The organism is Chitinophaga sp. 180180018-3, assembly GCF_037893185.1.
Taxonomy (GTDB): domain Bacteria; phylum Bacteroidota; class Bacteroidia; order Chitinophagales; family Chitinophagaceae; genus Chitinophaga.
In genome coordinates this window covers 2521961-2538160 of sequence record NZ_CP140772.1, presented here as the reverse complement: position 1 = coordinate 2538160, position 16200 = coordinate 2521961, and the positions used below count along the sequence as shown (strand labels likewise).

17 protein-coding genes and 1 riboswitch are annotated in these 16200 nt (G+C 47.1%); of the genes, 7 read left to right on the top strand and 10 right to left on the bottom strand.

Going from position 1 to position 16200, the window contains the following annotated elements:
* The first annotated feature begins 29 nt into the window (after nt 1-29).
* Nucleotides 30-1628, top strand: a complete 1599-nt coding sequence (locus tag UNH61_RS10175) for a beta-N-acetylhexosaminidase (RefSeq protein ID WP_326991993.1) — start codon at nt 30-32, stop codon at nt 1626-1628.
* 24 nt (nt 1629-1652) lie between these two features.
* On the opposite strand, the gene UNH61_RS10170 is transcribed toward UNH61_RS10175, so the two are convergent.
* Nucleotides 1653-2282 (bottom strand): hypothetical protein, encoded by a 630-nt coding sequence (locus UNH61_RS10170; RefSeq protein ID WP_326991992.1) that lies wholly within the window; start codon nt 2280-2282, stop codon nt 1653-1655.
* A 149-nt stretch (nt 2283-2431) separates the two neighbouring features.
* Nucleotides 2432-2692 carry a hypothetical protein gene (locus tag UNH61_RS10165; protein ID WP_326991991.1) on the bottom strand — a complete coding sequence of 87 codons (261 nt, stop codon included), beginning with the start codon at nt 2690-2692 and terminating at the stop codon, nt 2432-2434.
* A 314-nt stretch (nt 2693-3006) separates the two neighbouring features.
* Here UNH61_RS10165 and UNH61_RS10160 point away from each other — a divergent pair, with 314 nt between their 5' ends.
* The gene (locus UNH61_RS10160; RefSeq protein WP_326991990.1) at nt 3007-3270 is read left to right on the top strand and encodes a hypothetical protein; all 264 of its coding nucleotides are present in this window, start codon (nt 3007-3009) and stop codon (nt 3268-3270) included.
* Nucleotides 3271-3416: 146 nt separating this feature from the next.
* Nucleotides 3417-3653, top strand: coding sequence for a hypothetical protein (locus UNH61_RS10155; RefSeq protein ID WP_326991988.1), 237 nt, complete (start codon nt 3417-3419; stop codon nt 3651-3653).
* Between the two features lie 29 nt (nt 3654-3682).
* Here the strand turns inward: UNH61_RS10155 and UNH61_RS10150 are convergent, their stop codons facing one another.
* Together UNH61_RS10150 and UNH61_RS10145 are read right to left on the bottom strand one after the other, a co-directional pair.
* A complete protein-coding gene (locus tag UNH61_RS10150) occupies nt 3683-4549 on the bottom strand; it encodes a pirin family protein (protein WP_326991987.1) in 867 nt (288 codons plus the stop codon).
* 11 nt (nt 4550-4560) lie between these two features.
* Complete coding sequence (locus UNH61_RS10145) at nt 4561-5847, bottom strand: hemolysin family protein (RefSeq protein WP_326991986.1); 1287 nt, start codon at nt 5845-5847, stop codon at nt 4561-4563.
* A gap of 165 nt (nt 5848-6012) precedes the next feature.
* On the opposite strand from UNH61_RS10145, the gene UNH61_RS10140 reads away from it, so the two are divergent.
* On the top strand, nt 6013-6993 hold the full coding sequence (locus tag UNH61_RS10140; RefSeq protein ID WP_326991985.1) for a sulfite exporter TauE/SafE family protein: 981 nt from the start codon (nt 6013-6015) through the stop codon (nt 6991-6993).
* 9 nt (nt 6994-7002) lie between these two features.
* Here the strand turns inward: UNH61_RS10140 and UNH61_RS10135 are convergent, their stop codons facing one another.
* Complete coding sequence (locus UNH61_RS10135; protein WP_326991984.1) at nt 7003-7329, bottom strand: NirD/YgiW/YdeI family stress tolerance protein; 327 nt, start codon at nt 7327-7329, stop codon at nt 7003-7005.
* Between the two features lie 96 nt (nt 7330-7425).
* Here UNH61_RS10135 and UNH61_RS10130 point away from each other — a divergent pair, with 96 nt between their 5' ends.
* Nucleotides 7426-8637, top strand: coding sequence for a dicarboxylate/amino acid:cation symporter (locus UNH61_RS10130; protein ID WP_326991983.1), 1212 nt, complete (start codon nt 7426-7428; stop codon nt 8635-8637).
* Here the strand turns inward: UNH61_RS10130 and UNH61_RS10125 are convergent.
* The 3 genes from UNH61_RS10125 to UNH61_RS10115 all read right to left on the bottom strand — a co-directional run bounded on the left by UNH61_RS10125 (nt 8588) and on the right by UNH61_RS10115 (nt 12332).
* Nucleotides 8588-9766 (bottom strand): PLP-dependent aspartate aminotransferase family protein, encoded by a 1179-nt coding sequence (locus tag UNH61_RS10125; protein WP_326991982.1) that lies wholly within the window; start codon nt 9764-9766, stop codon nt 8588-8590. The genes UNH61_RS10130 and UNH61_RS10125 overlap by 50 nt on opposite strands.
* Nucleotides 9767-9920: 154 nt before the next feature.
* Nucleotides 9921-10034, bottom strand: a riboswitch (SAM riboswitch).
* A gap of 71 nt (nt 10035-10105) precedes the next feature.
* The gene (locus tag UNH61_RS10120) at nt 10106-11038 is read right to left on the bottom strand and encodes an NAD-dependent epimerase/dehydratase family protein (protein WP_326991981.1); all 933 of its coding nucleotides are present in this window, start codon (nt 11036-11038) and stop codon (nt 10106-10108) included.
* A 49-nt stretch (nt 11039-11087) separates the two neighbouring features.
* Nucleotides 11088-12332, bottom strand: coding sequence for a YdcF family protein (locus UNH61_RS10115; protein WP_326991979.1), 1245 nt, complete (start codon nt 12330-12332; stop codon nt 11088-11090).
* Nucleotides 12333-12652: 320 nt separating this feature from the next.
* Here UNH61_RS10115 and UNH61_RS10110 point away from each other — a divergent pair, with 320 nt between their 5' ends.
* Both UNH61_RS10110 and UNH61_RS10105 read left to right on the top strand, forming a co-directional pair.
* Nucleotides 12653-14776 carry an ATP-binding protein gene (locus UNH61_RS10110; protein ID WP_326991978.1) on the top strand — a complete coding sequence of 708 codons (2124 nt, stop codon included), beginning with the start codon at nt 12653-12655 and terminating at the stop codon, nt 14774-14776.
* 8 nt (nt 14777-14784) lie between these two features.
* Nucleotides 14785-15483: a uracil-DNA glycosylase family protein gene (locus UNH61_RS10105; protein WP_326991977.1), complete on the top strand. Its 699-nt coding sequence runs from the start codon at nt 14785-14787 to the stop codon at nt 15481-15483.
* 18 nt (nt 15484-15501) lie between these two features.
* Here the strand turns inward: UNH61_RS10105 and UNH61_RS10100 are convergent, their stop codons facing one another.
* Together UNH61_RS10100 and UNH61_RS10095 are read right to left on the bottom strand one after the other, a co-directional pair.
* Nucleotides 15502-15786, bottom strand: coding sequence for a hypothetical protein (locus tag UNH61_RS10100; protein WP_326991976.1), 285 nt, complete (start codon nt 15784-15786; stop codon nt 15502-15504).
* A gap of 3 nt (nt 15787-15789) precedes the next feature.
* The gene (locus tag UNH61_RS10095) at nt 15790-16095 is read right to left on the bottom strand and encodes a hypothetical protein (RefSeq protein ID WP_326991975.1); all 306 of its coding nucleotides are present in this window, start codon (nt 16093-16095) and stop codon (nt 15790-15792) included.
* Nucleotides 16096-16200: the final 105 nt, after the last annotated feature.

Here is a 16200-nt window from a genome sequence, read left to right as displayed (position 1 = left end):
ATAATATAGTGAACAATTAAAATCTTAGTATGACTAAACTACGTTCCACGCTGGCGGCTGCCTGCCTGTTCCTGTTATCGGTGCAGAGCCTGCCGCTTCATGCCATTAATATCATTCCGCAGCCATCTGAGGTTAAGACCTTATCAGGCGTTTTCACACTATCAGCTGCAACTGCCATTATTCCAGGCAAAAGTACTACCGAAGCCAACCAGTTACAGCAATCATTGCAGGACGCCCTGGGATTGTCTCTCTCCCTGAAACCCAATGCACCTGATAACTTTATCAAACTCACCCTGGACAATAAACTGGAGAAAGAACTGGGAAAAGAAGGCTACCTGCTGCAGGTAAATCCTGGTAAAATCCAGATCACGGCGGCCGATAATGCCGGTATCTTTTATGGGATACAGTCGCTGCGGCAGCTGATCACCTCCAACGGCAACGGTTATACGATCAACGCCGTATCCATCAAGGACAAGCCCCGTTTCGGCTGGAGAGCGTTCATGCTGGATGAAGGCCGCTATTTCAAGGGCGGAGAAACCGTAAAACGGATACTGGATGAAATGGCGCTGTTAAAAATGAATGTATTTCACTGGCACCTGACCGATGATCAGGGCTGGCGCATAGAAATAAAGAAATATCCACTGCTTACGCAAATCGGCAGTAAACGTGACTCCACCCAGATCGGTACCTGGAACAGTAAAGTATACGACGGCAAAGTGCATGAAGGCTTCTATACCCAGGCGCAGATCAAAGACATCATCAGGTATGCAGCCGACAGGCATATCACTATCATTCCCGAGATAGAAATGCCCGGCCACTCTACCGCCGCTATTGCAGCCTATTCCTGGCTGGGAACCACCCATCAGCCGGTGAAGGTGTCTACCAAATTCGGAGTGCACTACGATGTATTCAATGTAACAGATCCTAAAGTAGTCAGCTTCCTCGAAGACGTATTACAGGAAGTGATTGCGCTTTTCCCGTCTAAAGTGATACATATTGGCGGCGATGAAGTAAAATATGACCAGTGGAAAGCCGATGCTAACGTCAATGCATATATGAAAGCACATCATCTCGCTTCTCCGGCAGATCTGCAGATTGCTTTCACCAACAGCATTTCCAATTTCCTGGCAGGTAAAAACCGCCGTATGGCCGGCTGGAACGAGATCATGGGCAGCAAACTGCATGATTTTTCCGATTCCAAAGATGCACCAGCGACCGAAAAACTGGCCACCGGTACTATTGTACAATTCTGGAAGGGAGAACTGAACCTGATCACCGATGCGGTTTCCAAAGGATATGATGTGATCAATTCTTATCATGCCATGACCTACCTGGATTATGACTATACCTCTATTTCTCTGGAGAAAGCCTATAGCTTTGATCCGATCCCGGCAGGACTGGCGCCGCAGTACTACTCAAAAATACTCGGAAGCGGGTGCCAGATGTGGGGTGAGTGGATACCGGATAACAAAAGCATGAACCACCAGGTATATCCGCGCCTCGCTGCATATGCAGAAGATGGCTGGACTACCCCGGAAAATAAGAGCTTCAGCCGTTTCAAAGAAGCACTGCAATTCTTCTATACCCGCTGGGATAAAGAAGGCATTGCGCCAGGGAGCAGCAACTAGCTGATGGCAGCTGGCAGCTAACAGCTAGTTGCCAGCTGCTTCCAAAGTCAGTGTATCACCCGCTGTTCTGAGGTTGTATATTATAATACCTCTTTTTTCAGTAGTAAGTGCGTCGGGAGCTCCTTCTTTATAAACCGGAAATGCCCGGACCAGGTGCTGATCGCGGATATAAAAGGTATCGCGTCCCCGGTAAGCGTCTCTTTCCATCGTATCTATGGCATTGGTGCTGATCCTGATTACCTTATCTCCTTCCCTGTTAACTTCATAAGCATATATCTTCCCATATTCTCCGCTACCTTCCGATAACATAAACAGATATATTTCCGGCAGGCCATTCCCGTTGAGATCCCCTACCATCATGCCTTTCAGTCGTCCCTTTACATCTTTTTCAAGGGTTGTATCTGACTTTGTGGTATCTGATTTAGTACCGGTAATAATCAGGAGGTTACGCATGCTGGCATTTCCCCTTGTGGTAGCACCGAGGCGGTAATCACCGTAGACCGTGTCAATAGTGGATGTATTCTCCTGGTTACCGTTGGTGGAGGACGTTTGTGGACCTGCCGCGTCTTTCTGCTGCTCTTCTTTGGAAGAGTGATGACAAGCAGTGAAAACAACCATAAAAAGCAGGAGGCTCCCAATAGATCTGATGTGCATGTCATTTGCTATTTGGTGAACAATCAATCATATATACCAAACACGCCTCAAAAGCGGTGCCGGCGAAAAAGCTGCGCCTGATATAATGATGTCAGAGATTGAAAAAGCCTGGCATTAGCCAGGCCATATTAATTTGAGATGGAAATAAATTATGGTTTGAAATTCGTGTCTTCCAGTCCTTTTAACAACTCTTCTACCTTTTTGTTGTGTGCAGCGGCAATCTTTCGAATAGTGAGTAGTTCCATATTTTTGCCTTTTTCGTACTTCAAATATTGACTGCGATTAATCTGATTTTCAATTGCGAATGATTCGGCAGAAGTAAAATCTGCATCAATCCGCCATTTCTCGATTCTTTGTCCAAGCCTTTTGAAATACTCATCATCTGAAATTATATGTTTATTATCCGCCATGTCCGAAAAGTACAAAAAGACGGTTAATATAATATCTCTTTAAAGATGGCTCCTTAAAAGATGGCTTCTTTAAAGCATCTTTTTCAAAAAAGTACTATATTAGCCTATCTTTGCCTCCCCAAAATAATTGAGGCATCGCTTTTAATCCTGTTCCAGACCGCCAGTCAATATGAACACAGGACGAAGAAGTGAGGCCCGCCACCTTAGTGCGCGGGCTCTTCTATGTTCGTGTTCATACCTGGCGGTCTGGAACGGACTAGTCGAGCACCGCGCCTCTTTTTCGCGTTGCTTTCTTCCTAAAACCTCACAAAGCCATGAAGAAAGTATTTGTAATTACCTACACCTTAACCCAGGTTTACCCGCATACAGAAATCTCGCTGGATCCAACAGTCCACATTCCTAAAATGGATACCACCAACGTGTCCCGGCTCTTTTCAAATGAGAATCGCGCAAAAAAATACTATGATTCGCTTCTAACGCGTTGCACCCAGTTTGGACCGTTACGCGTTTTAATCGTGGATGACTCGACCAGCATAGACAACATAAATTATGAGGTGCGCCTTCCTGCAGAAAAGTAATGTATGACATGGCTGTTTATTGATGATGATCATGCCAGTTTCCGGTATTGTTTACCGTGCCTGCCGATGGTGGGTATCACTTCCATTCCTGTCTTTGACGGCGTTACTGAGGCGCAGAAGAGATTGCTAACTTAATAAATACTACTATGAGTGTCGATCAACCTACACATCCACGACCACCTGATGATGTTCTGACGGACAGGGCAATTACGTTAATTGAAAAAGAGTACTCAACGAAAGTGGCATCTGCAAGTGTTGTTTCCGGACAGGTGCACTGCAAAACGGCATTTCTAACGCTGATCGTGTATTGGGATTCCAGTGTTGGCTGTGCATGGCACTATACAAAAGATGGAAGATATGTCTCCATATATGTAGAACAGTAAAGAGATCATCTAAGCCCGGTTTACCTCATTTACCAGCCTTCATGGGAGCCGAAGACGCCGTTCTTATAATCCTGTATTGCCTGTTCCACTTCTTCCGCTGTATTCATTACAAAATTGTCTTTTGCAGCAACCGACTCATTGATCGGCTCGGCGCTCAGGTACAACAGGCGGGTATTTTCGGCGGCTGTGATGTGAATGTCGGTTTGTCCGTCTTCCTTGTCGAAAAGAACGAGATTATATCCGCTCACGGTTGTGCCGTTTACGTTCAACTGCCCATCGATGACATATAAAAGGGTCCAGTAAGTGGGTATAGCCGTTAACGTTACGGCTTTGCCTGCGGCTATATTTCCCCAGATAGCCGTGATGGGCGTGAAGTTTTTCAGCGGACCGGTTTTGCCTGCATATTCTCCGCCAATAAGCGTCAGATGCACGCCATCGCCTTCCGCCACAACGGGCATGTCGGCGCCTTTTATGTACTGATACCAGGGAGCCTCTCCTTTATGGGCAGCGGGTACATTGAACCAGAGTTGCAGCAGTTCATAGTTTCCTCCTTCTTTCAGAAATGCTTCAGAGGGGCCTTCACTATGCAGAATGCCTTTACCGGCAAACATCCATTGCACGTCGCCGGCTGTTACCGTCATAGCATTGCCGGCATTATCGCGATGATAGCCCTGGCCCTGCAGCATAAAGGTAACCGGCGCAAATCCACGATGCGGGTGAGGATGCAGCCGCGATTCCGGAGAGCCGGGCGCAAAATACCTGGCCGGCATGTGATGCACCACTATAAAAGGGCTGGCAAAACGGAACCGCATGGCAGGCAGCGACTGCCGCACTACTTCGGTATCTGTGATGTGTTTCTCGCGTCCTTCGAGAACGTGTAATATTTTCTTCTCCATAAAATAATATTTTAACGGATCAGTTTTAATCTTGCTTTTTCCACGGAGCTACGGAACATTTTCAATATCAGCACCTCGTAGTTTTCGATCGGAATCACCTCTCCTTCCCGCGGAATAGTTCCATGAGAATAGTTAATCAGACCGGAGAGTGTTTCGTAGTGCTCACTTTCCGGCAGCGGCACTGGCAACAGTTCGTTAATGTCCGCGATATACTCATGGGCATTTACAATAAAGTTACCGTCTTTTTGTTCTACGATTGGCGCTTCCTGGTCGTGCTCGTCCTGAATATCACCTACGAGTTCCTCGAGGATGTCTTCCATGGTAACAATACCTTCTGTGTCACCAAATTCGTTTGTTACCACGGCCATTTGCAGGCGTTTCAGCTGGAAAGTACGGAGCAGGTCTTTGATCTTCATACTATCTGGTACATAAAACACTGGCTTCAGGATATCTGTAATGCTGTTCAGCGTTTTTTCGTGTATGCCTTTCACCAGATCTTTTGCGTAGATGACGCCTTTGAGCTCATCCAGCGATCCACTGTAAACCGGGTAGCGGGAGTAGCCATCTTTGATCACCTGATCTACCAGTTGTTCCAGTGGCAGATTGATGTCGAGCGCGGAGATATCTTTCCGGTGGCTCAGGATTTTTTTCACACGGCTATCATCGAATTCGAATACATTTTGTATGAGCTCCCGCTCTGTTTCTTCGATGGCACCTCCTTCCTGGCTTTCAGAAATGATCAGTTTAAGTTCTTCTTCGGAGTGGATTTCCGCCTCACCGGCAGGCTGTATACCAATCAGGCGCAGGATACTGTTGGCAAGGCCATTGAGCATCCAGATAAAGGGCCGGAAGATATAAAACGTTATCCGCAGGGGAATGGCCACCAGCAAGGTAGTAGGCAGAGGTTTGCGGATTGCCACTGATTTAGGGGCCAGCTCTCCGAAAACGATATGCATGATGGTGATCAGTGTAAATGCCACTGTTACTGCAATAATATGTGTAGCAGCTAAAGAGATGGAAATGCCCAGTTTATTCATGACCAGGAGCACTATTTCCGTCATTACTGATTCGCCCACCCATCCCAGGCCCAGGGAAGCCAACGTGATGCCCAGCTGTGTAGCTGCCAGATAACCATCGAGGTTGCCCAGCACATTTTTGGCTGCGAACACTGCACGTTTACCCGCAGTACCTTTACTGTTAATCTGAGAGGAACGTACCTTTACGATGGCAAATTCTGCCGCAACAAAGAAACCGTTTAGTAGCACTAAGATAATTGTCCAGAATAGTTGCCAAAGCATGTAGTTGGTAAATTGGTTCGCAACCCCAAATATAGGTAAAACATTTTTTATACGAGAGATAAACGCGTATTCATTGTTTCATGGCCGTCTTCTTTTTTTTAAAATAGTCTACTTATTTCATAGAGTTTATGTATTTTGTGGTGAATTTAGGCTGGCTCATCAAAAATGGAGAAAGAACTTACTACCCTGGCTGTACCTGCAGCCTTGACAGAAACAGCAACAGTGGCTGAACTGCCACAGGAAAACGGCATTCCCAATGAAACGGTTGCTTATAAAAAGCAACGCTGGATTTACGGATCGGCGGGCATATTGTTATTGGCTATTGGCCTGGGTATTGCCTGGTGGCAATCCCCGTCGTTTCGTACATACGTAGTAGATATTCCCCCGACTTTTTATTATTTCCTGGCAGCCGGGTTTGTTTTCGCCATGATCGATGGCGCCATTGGGATGTCTTACGGCATCACCTCCACTACTTTTTCCCTGTCGATGGGTATTCCGCCGGCTTCTGCCAGTACGGCGGTACATATATCTGAAATTCTGAGCTGCGGCATTGCGGGCTGGATGCACCAGCGCATGGGCAACGTGAATAAGAAGCTGTTTAAAATGCTGATCTTACCGGGTATTATCGGCGCGGTAACGGGCGCTTACCTGTTGTCGTCGCTCGAACATTATTCGCAGTATACGAAACCGGTAGTATCCTTATATACCCTGATCCTGGGCAGCATTATCCTGATGCGCGCCATCCGGGTCAGAAAACAAAATAATGCCCCTGATAAAAAGATCACGAGAATCGGCCTGCTGGGCTTTGGTGGCGGCTTTATAGACGCAATTGGCGGTGGTGGCTGGGGCTCTATCGTATTATCGTCGCTGATTGCCGGTGGCCGGCATCCGCGTTTTTCCCTGGGCACGGTAAAGGCTACCCGCTTTTTCATAGCTATGCTCAGCTCTCTTACTTTTGTCACCGTACTCAGCCACGTACACTGGGATGCAGTACTGGGCCTCGTGATAGGCAGCGCGATTGCATCTCCCATAGCTGCAAAAGTTTCCAACAAAATCTCTGCAAAAACCATTATGGTGGCTGTAGCCGTAATTGTGATCCTGGTAAGTATGAAGAGCATCTATGCTTTCCTGCTGAAAGTAATATAGCCTTCTCCGTTAGTCGTTGATAACAGGTCCGCTTACTTTCAGGGTGATAGGTTTATTCATTTCATACAGTACCTGTGCCTTGATGATCACGGCATCTTTGTCGCTGAAGGGCTTCTTCGGCAAATAAGCGGGCTCAATGTCTACCTGGATTTCTGCGGTTCTGTCTTCAAACTGGTAATTATTTCCGTTCAGTTTTTTAGTCACATATCCGATGATCTTTACTGATGTACTGTCGTCGCGCAACTGCCTCGCGTTACGCATTACCTCTACGATGGTATAGGTTCTCTCCTGGTAAACAAAGAAAGTAAGCAGCAAACAAATCAACCAGCTTTTCATGATGTAAGGTTATTAGCGCTACTTTGCTTAAACAATAATCCAGTCCGATTGTTCACGATGCACTACATTTGGCTATCTTAATTATAAATTCCGGGTATGGGATTCATTAAAACCTACCGCAGCATGTTCCTGCTGCTGACTGGTATCATCGCTGGCAGTATTGCCGGGCTTGTCTACGGAGAGCGTATCATTGCTATAAAACCGGTTGGCGATATCTTCCTGAACCTGCTGTTCACTGCCATTATACCGCTGGTATTTTTTGCAGTGGCAGATGCGATTGCGCATATTGAAGCCGGCAATAAACTGGGACAAACGCTGGGTATTATGTCGCTCGTATTCCTCAGCACCATTCTGATTTCTGCCTTCCTGACCATTGTGGCAGTCTGGATTTTTCCCATTCACCAACAGGTAATACTGAACCACGACGTAAACCTGGAAAAGCCCGCCAACTGGGGCGAGCAGCTGGTCAGGCTGTTGACGGCAGATGAATTCTACACGCTGTTTTCCCGTAAGAATATGCTGCCATTCATCATTTTCTCCTGTCTGACCGGCTTTGCAGCCATGCGTACCGGCGAGCGGGGAGCCGCCTTCCGCAAATTTTTACGGTCGGGCAATGAAGTGTCGAAAGATATACTTACGGTGATCATGAAAGCCGGCCCGATCGGATTGGGGGCTTACTTTGCTTACCAGGTGGGCACCGTAGGCCCGAAGCTGTTCGGTACCTACGCGCATTCCCTGGGTATCTATTATGGATTCGGAACTGTTTATTTTATTATCGGGTTTACTTTTTATGCATTTATTGCCGGCGGGCTGCCGGCTATAAAAATTTTCTGGAAGAATAATATCATTCCAACGCTTACGGCGGTGGGTACCGGCAGCAGTATTGCCACTATCCCGGCAAACCTTGAAGCAGTGCGCAAGATGGGCGTTCCGGAAGATATCGGAGATGTGGTGGTACCACTTGGCGCCACGTTGCATAAAGACGGGTCCAGCATTTCATCTATCATAAAAATGGCGGTGGTATTTGCGATGTTCGGCAAAGGATTCGACAGTCCATCCGTCATTTTTATGGCATTGGGCGTTACCGTTATCGCCAGCATTGTGGAGGGAGGTATTCCCAACGGCGGCTATATCGGCGAACTGCTGGTGATGAGCGTGTATGGGTTCCCGGTAGAAGCACTTCCTCCGTTGATGATCATCGGTACCCTTGTAGACCCGTTGGCTACTATCCTGAATGCAACAGGCGATAATGTAGCTGCTATGCTGACAACGCGCTTCCTTCGCCGGCGTGCACCGGCAGCTTCGTGAATGCCTGTTCCAGATCTGCCAGCAGATCTTCGGTGTCTTCCAGTCCTACCGACAGCCTGACGAGGCTATCGCTCACACCCGCTGCCCTTCTCTTTTCCGCAGGAATGGATTTATGCGTCATGGCCGCCGGATGACAAAGCAGGCTTTTGATCCCGCCCAGGCTTTCCGCCAGCTTAAAATATTTCGTTGATGTTACAAAAGCAGTGGCAGCTTCTGCGGTGTCGTCTTTCAGTGTAAAGGAAATAATACCACCGAAGCCTTTGCTCTGCTTCTTTGCCAACTCATGACCACGATGCGAAGCGAGGCCGGGATAAAAAACTTTTTCCACTGCGGGGTGTTGCTCCAGGAATTCCGCGATGGCTTTTGCATTGACGCCATGTTGCCGGATTCGCAACGGCAGTGTTTCTATACCGCGGATGAGGAGGAAGCTGTCGAACGGCGACAGGATAGCCCCGCAGGCGTTCTGATAAAACTTTATCTCCTCTCCCAGTTGAATGGTTTTAGATATCACCACCCCTGCAATCAGATCGCTGTGGCCGGCGAGGTACTTGGTAGCGCTGTGTACCACCAGGTCGGCTCCCAGCTGGAGCGGCTTTTGTAAGATGGGAGTAGCGAAAGTATTATCTACACAAAACAGGCAATTATGCGCCTTTGCGATACGCCCGATCGCTTCTATATCAGAGATCTTCAGTGTTGGATTAGTGGGCGTTTCCAGCCAAATCAGGCGGGTAGCCGGAGTAATGGCATTGAATACTGCCTGGGTATCGGAAGTATCTACATAAGTTACCTTAATCCCGAACTTCTCGTATACTTTATGAAATAGCCGGAATGCGCCGCCGTAAATATCATCAACCGCCACAATCTCATCTCCGGATTTAAGCAGTTTAATGACTGCGTCGATGGCGGCGAGGCCACTGGCAAATGCGGAGGCCGCGGCACCGCCTTCCAGCTGAGCGATGATTTTTTCGGCGGTTTCCCTTGTAGGATTATTGGAACGCGCGTAGTCATATCCCTGATTAACGCCGGGTGCAGTTTGTACGAAAGTAGATGTCTGATAGATAGGCACTGCAATGGCGCCGGTTTGCGGATCTACGGGAATGGAGTGAATCAGTTCTGTAATGTTGCTCATCTTGTTGTTTGATTTTTAGTTTGATGAAAAATTGAATAAACATGTTCAACAGACGAGCTTATCGTGGGGAGTGGCGGGCATAAAAAAAACTCACCTGAATGTCAGATGAGTTTCCTGATTATTATGATAATAATTTTATGTAAACCTGTAATCTGACTTATCTTTCCTGGTTTTGTAAACCGGATGGATGCAGCACCTTTCACTGCCTGCGCAGTGATGGTTGCTAAGGTATCGTCGGGCCATTTCCCTCCTCCTTTCTTGATAAGCTATCTAAAGAACTGATGCAAAGATAAGGCAGAATTTTAAACTACCAAATTTATTTCCTACAAAATCAGTAGACTATTTATCCCCCAGCATTAACCGGATACCTTCTTCATAAGAAGTAGGTTTAACATGGAAGTGCTGTTCGAATTTAGAAGAGTCGAATATATAGGGGTAGTTATTCTGGTACAGCATTTCCTTTATTTCCCGGATGTTGGTGTCGAAAAGGCCCGCCAGGGTAAGCATAAAGCCGCCCAGTTTCGTGTATTTGGGCTTCACCCCCATCTTTGTGGCAATCATATTCACGTATGTTTTTCCATCGGGTGCAGGGTGTGCTGTTGGCAGGTGCCAGATCTGGTTCCAGGCGCTGTCGTCCTGCGACAGCAGATAGAGGCCCTTCGCGGCGTCCGGGGTAAAGGTGTAACTATGCGGCAGGTCATCTCTCCCTATCCACATGGCGCTGGAATTTTTTCTGAATCTATCCACGATGAGGAGATTCAGAAAACCGGTTTTATCAGCGCCGGGGCCGTAGAAGTCGGCCGAGCGGGCGATAGTCGCGGTAATGCGCCCCGCCTTCACTTCGTCCATCAGTTGCGTAGCAATGGCAGCTCTTACTGTTCCTTTCCTGCTGGCAGGATGGTAAGGCGCATCCTCCTTCATAAGCCCCTTCACTAACCCATACGAATATACGTTATCGAAGAAAATCAATCTGGCGCCGGCTTCCTTACAGGCGTTGATCACATTGGTCATGATCTTTGGCCAGCCATCCGACCAGATGCGGATATCATATTTCAGACCGGCTGTCAGGAATACGATCCCACTACCGGCAACTGCATTTTTTGTTTGTGTATAATCAGTAAGATCGGCGGCCACCAGGTCGGTGATCCCCGCAATAGATTTCGGAGCGCGGCTTACGAGTCTGACCTTCTTATTATTCCGGATCAGTTCTTTAGCCAGTTCGTCAGCGATCACGCCTCCGGCGCCAAGGATAGTGTACAACAGTTCTGCCATAAAAATATATTTTCAGTTATAGACGGTTTTCAGGAAAAGATATTGTGCATCACGGATCCAGCGGATCAAATACATCTACCTGCAGGGAGCGCAGATCCGGCATGAAGGTAAGGAAATAAAGGTCACCCTGACGGATATCTGCGGCGGGCACATATCCCAGCTCCGTCATACAACGCTGGGCGAATACGGGGCTGTTTACGTATACCAGATGCATCGCATCGGACACGCACATCATTCTTTTATTCATAGGAAATCCGCTTCTGAAAAGCATGCGAACAGCATTCCGTATGTTGGTGGTGGTATGGCGGGCGTAAGGGTCCGCAATCACTGCAGATGCGGGGATCTTCAGTTCTTCCACGAGGTATTTCCGCATTTCAATGGCTTCTGAATAAGCAGTACCGGGCGGGCGAACATGGCCACCGGAAACGATAATAAACGGAGCAAGCCCTTTGTGATACAGTTCCGCACCGGTACGGCAACGGCTTTTACCTGTTTCACTGATATGTTCCATGCTCACCGGACTGGCCCCCAGTATCAGCATGGCGGGATAGGGATACTTATCCCAGTCTGTTTTCTTTACCTGGCTATAGGCGGCTGCGTTGGTGGCTGAAAGCGGCTCATAGCGCACCGCTTCATTCCGGTGATTCAGCTCCAGCAATTGAAGCGCTACCTGCAGTGACGCCTGAAAGAACAGTCCTTTGCTATTATTGGCTGTACTCTTCACCAGGCCGCGGATCTTTTCCCGGTAGGCGGGCGAGTGTATGGAAGTTAAGGCCGAATCGATGACGGGATAACGCATCCCCGTTCCGTTTGTGTAAGCATTAATAATATAGTTCACGCCATTGGCAGCATCTTTCCAGGCAAGAGACAACAGGGTATCCCCTGGTTTGGAAGCATATAGCTGGAATAAGCCGCTGGCTTTCATTTCATCCGTGAATACCTGCATTTCGCGGCGGTGTTGCTGCCAAAGGTCGCGGAAGATCTGATCCACCCCGTTGATCATCTTATCTGTAAAACGAAGTCCATTGGCCGCGTTAACAGCGGTATCGGCATGCAGAGCATTTTCCCGGAATTCCTTCGTCAGCTCCTGCAGGGAAACTTCTTTCTCCAATAGCCGGGATAAGGCAGGGAAACGTTCTACCAGGGTGAAATAATAGAAGATCCTGTCTTGTAATAAATTATTACTGGCCGGAAATTTGTAATAAGGGTCGGGCGGTGCTGGCTGACCGAATACAACCAGCCCCCAGAAAAGCAGGAACAGGCTGGTTATAAAACTGGTTTTCAAATACTGCATGATAGCATAAATTATGGCTCCAAAATACGAAAGGATAACCGAAGACACAGAACAGGACAGAATAAGAAATTCTAAACATTTGTGATCCCCGGAAAATTCCCGGTAAAAAAGCCCCTTGCTTGCTGCAACTTTGCAGAAGCGATAGACAAGTTTGTAGCAGTTAATTTTTTATAATAAGTTATTTTTTTATATGTATATCAAAATCAATTGAACTGTAATACTCATATGTATTCTTTTAAATTGATTATCAGTAGTGAAGGAAAGTAAATTGAATTATTTTCGTTGCGGATTCTTCCCGGCAACTGCCAACATCCGATTTTATGTATACTACACAGGAAAGAAAGACTTTTGTGCGCTATGCCGTGCTGATAATAATAGCCATTGTGCTGATGACCTTTTTCATGATAATTTCACTAAGAAAAAAAGAGTCGGCGCAACTGGGGATCGGTGTCAGGAACCTGATTGCTACAAAAGTGGATGCAGGTCATATTGATCAGGCCATACAGCTGCTCTATTCGGCGGATAATAATTTCCGTATATATACGCTGACGTTCGACCGAAACCATCTGAACAACTACAAGTCGCAGTTAACGGAGATTACAGCGCACCTCGACAGTGCCATGACTACGAATAAGGATGAGAACCAACTGAAGGAGCTGATGGCAGACAAAGACCGTAAATCGCAGCTGTTCCTGCAGATGCGGTTGTATGTAGATTCATTGATGCAGTTATCCCAGGTACTTGACAGTGCACAGGCTCCTGCCGAATCGCTTGTGCCGCAGCCATTCCCCGGCATTAAATTACAGCAGCCCACCCGGCAGGCCGATACCACGGTGGTGGCCGATACCACGGTGAAGCGGAAACGTTTTTTTGGCCGTCTGAGAGACGCCATCAGCAATAAATCGCAGGAGAAGCAGATCCAGAAACAGGTAAAAATTACGGAGCATAATACCGGTGCGGAAAACAAGGCGATGACGCAGGTACAGTTGCAAAAGATCCAGGCCAACTACAATAAATTCATGCGGGATGCAGCAGAAAGCCACAATAACCTGAAGCGAAAAGAGTATGCATTGGTGATGTCGAACGAACGGTTATTTGCCGAGTTGTTACATATGATGTCAGCGCTCAAACAGCACATGTTGCATGAAACTGATAAAAAACGGCTGCAGCTGGGGGAAGATATCAATCATTCACTTTACCGGATGGACCGGCACAGTAACTGGGAGATCCCGTTGATATTATTACTGGCGGCCATTATTATTTACGGCATCATTCGCCTGTACCGGAATGACCTGGCTTTACTGCGAGCGAAACAACAGGCAGAAAACTTTGCCCGGCAGAAGAGTGATTTTGCAGCTACTATCAGTCACGAGATCCGAACACCGGTACAGTCGGTATTAGGATACGCCCGGTTGCTGGAACAGGAAAGGAAACCGGAAATGGTAGCAGCCATCAGGCATTCGGCCGATATGCTGTTGCAGGTAGTGAATAACGTTCTTGACTATACGAGAATGGAAACTGCAGAACCAGCATTGAAGGAGGAAAAATTTTCGCCACGGGCCACTATAGAAGAAGTTTGCCAAACACTTTCTGTGCAGGCCGGGGGGAAATCGCTGAAGCTGGAAACAAACATTTACTTCCCCAGCAGCCTGATCCTGCTGGGCGATTCTTTCCGGCTGAAACAGGTACTTATTAACCTGGTGGCCAATGCTATCAAGTTTACAGAAACCGGGGGGATTACCGTAACGGCACATATAAAGGAGGAAAACCAGCTACAGGTAAGTGTAAAAGATACCGGTGTGGGGATTCCGCATAAAGACCTACCTTTGGTATTCGACGCATTCTCGCAGGGAAACAGTCACTATCACAAGGGCAGTGGACTGGGCTTATATATCACCAAAAAGATAATAGACCTGCACGGCGGAAAGATCCATGTGGAAAGCCTCGTCGGGAAAGGCACGACGTTCTATTTTGAAATCAGGTACAAGTCGATGCCCCCATCGCCTGTGACCAAAAAAATCATTGTTCCAGTGAATACAACTACATCTAACAACCCCGTTATACCACCCGGTATAAGACTCTTGGTGGTAGAGGACAGTATCCTCAATCAAAAACTGCTTGCCCTGATGCTCGACCGGATGCAGGCCTCCTACCTGATAGTATCATCAGCAGAAGAGGCGCTGGAAGTATATCAGCGCGAATCGTTCGAGTTTGTGCTAACTGATATCGACTTACCTGGTATTGATGGCCTGATGCTAACTAACATGATCCGTGCATTACCTGATAAGAAAAAAGCATCCGTTACCATTATTGCCATTACCGGAAATGTATTGGAAGATGACATTGCGCTGTATTTGCGTTCAGGATTAAATGACTACATTATGAAGCCATACCGCGAAGAGGATATCCTGGAAAAAATCAACAGGCATCATCAAATGGCATAACTTGTAGCATGAATATAGCGGACCAGATCATCGATTTTAATAGTAATCTTCAGTTTCCCGGTAAATTGCCTGCTGGTATCCGTGTAATGAATCCATTCCGGGAAGGCCCCGGCATCATGGATATCATGACGCAGTTTTATAGAAAATTTTATAACGACAGGAAACCGCGGCAACTCATCATGGGCATTAATCCTGGTCGACTGGGTTCGGGTGCTACCGGTGTTCCTTTTACAGATACCAAAAGAATGTGGGAAAAATGTGGTATTGAGATCAAAGGCCTTAAAACCCATGAACCTTCTTCTGTTTTTGTATACGATGTTATTGATGCCTATGGCGGCGTGAAACCATTTTATCAGCAGTTTTATATCAGTGCGGTATGCCCCCTGGGCTTCACCTCGCAGCAGCCAGGCGGCAAGGAAATCAACTATAATTATTACGACAGTACTGCACTGACCAAAGCAGCCTATCCTTTTATTGTCAGCAAACTAAAAGAGCAACTGGAGTGGAATATCAGCCGGGAAGTATGTTACTGCATGGGCACTGGTAAAAATGCTGCTTTCCTGCAGGCATTGAATGAGAAAGAGAAATTTTTCAAAGAGATCATTCCATTGGAACATCCGCGGTTTGTGATGCAATACAAGACCAAAACCAAAGACGAATATATCAATAAGTACCTGACGGCATTTGAATCCCATGCCGGCAGGTGACAACATCTTCCTCTCCTGTCACGACAGAAAATAGTAGTACTGGTTCCATACCAGTTCAAATTCAGCCTGTGATATGAACTCGGGTACGAGCTGGCTGTCGTTGATGATATCTTCCATATCCGGCATTAATACATCCAGCAAAGCAGTACCTCCAAAGCGGAAGTGGCTGGAAGCGATACCGAAGCTGCCATCAGGATATATTTCTATTTTCCGTTTTTCAAAACGCTGCGGATTAATCTCTGTATAGAGGCATACGGGTTCATCTTCAAATGGATGAAGCCAGGATACTTTGAGGTACTCCATTGCTCAGATTTTTACAATTCGGCAATCCCATGTATCCGCTGGGCGTTCCTTTGCGATATCGGGAACCACTACCCCGGTGATCTCGTAGAGCGCACCTTCTTCCAGCAGCCGGTCGCCGATCTGGGGCGACAGCTCATCTTTAAAACGAATAGTAGCAAGAATTCCGGCGGATTTATAGCTGAGTATTTTTATGATACTCGCCGACCTGATGGGAACAAACATCCGGGCAGTTTTGCGGCTCCGGTTGCGGTACAGGAGGATTGTCAGCCCGGTTGCCACTGCAAACAGGCTAAAAAGCAGCAGATTCACGGCTTTTAGAGCATTTAGTTGAAAATAAGGTTCTTTCTGACCTCAGTTGGCATAGCAGAGGTGGTACAATATAGCATTTTTAATATATGTAAACAATTTTTTGTT